This is a genomic window from Pseudomonas sp. PA15(2017) (assembly GCF_001945395.1).
Taxonomy (GTDB): Bacteria; Pseudomonadota; Gammaproteobacteria; order Pseudomonadales; family Pseudomonadaceae; genus Aquipseudomonas.
The window spans coordinates 3,188-4,144 of sequence record NZ_MSXV01000060.1 but is presented as its reverse complement, the minus strand read 5'-3'; the positions used below and the strand labels follow the sequence as shown (position 1 = coordinate 4,144).

The following is a 957-nucleotide window of genomic DNA, read 5'->3' as shown; positions in this document are numbered from 1 at the left end:
TGATGCTCGGTCGCCGCGTAAAATGGCCCCGACGCGACTTTCGGCGTTGCAAGCTGCACGCCCAGAACCGCCCAGGCCAGCAACAGCAGGCACAGCCAGAGCAGCGGATTATGTCGCTTCAGCGCGGTCATGGAGCTGAATTTCATTGATAAGACTCATAATAAGCTGGCGATCAGAGTCGCTTTTGACAGTCCTATTAAGAACAGGAATCAAGTAATACAGCAGCAAGCTTGCATCAGAAGCACTCATTGGCAAGCGCTCCTTAACACAGTCCAGAAAAGACCTTACGGACATAAATGACGCAAACGCCTCATATCCTGTTGCACCAGAGAAAGGCAATTTCCTGAAGTAGTACTGAGCCAATCGCTTCTGATCGGATCGTTTCCAGGAACGATGGGGGATCAATAGCAGAGCCTCACCATAATCTATTGAATCTACTGGGTATTTGGTCATCAACCACTCAGCAGCCTGCTCAGAACCCATTTTTGCGAGCTGCGCACATAGCAGTTTCTGTCTTTCATTCATAACCTAGCCTACCTCAGATTAAACGAGCCCTGCGGCAATCCGGCATTACCACTTAAAGTTGCAGGTGGTTGATAATGCCCAGAATTGTTAGTCCACTGAGTTATTGTCCCTCGGCTTGGGCCATCATTATTCCCAAAGCGTATAGAGCCCGCATATTTAACCTCTCCACCACCACTCAATCCAAGGTGGGTTGAAAAGTCTTGGTTCACATTCGGCCTGGCAACCCGAATACTTCCGTCCGGCATAGTTACAAAATCGTATGAACCTGATGGTGTTATTCGCTTCCCGGTTGAGGTTTGCAGCCAATAGCGACCAGACTCATCCTGTACAAGCGTTCTTACTGGTCGCTGTGCAATAGCAACATCATTAGGGCGCAGGTTAACTAACGTGCCCCGCTCAGTAAGATTTGGAACAGGGCCTGTCGCTTTTGCA

General features: G+C 49.3%; 2 protein-coding genes. Both read right to left on the bottom strand.

What is annotated here, in order from left to right:
* Positions 1-108: 108 nt before the first annotated feature.
* The gene (locus tag BVH03_RS25285) at positions 109-525 is read right to left on the bottom strand and encodes a hypothetical protein (RefSeq protein ID WP_075963769.1); all 417 of its coding nucleotides are present in this window, start codon (positions 523-525) and stop codon (positions 109-111) included.
* A gap of 8 nt (positions 526-533) precedes the next feature.
* On the bottom strand, positions 534-957 hold a 424-nt coding region (locus BVH03_RS26705), incomplete at its 5' end, for a hypothetical protein (RefSeq protein ID WP_218189577.1).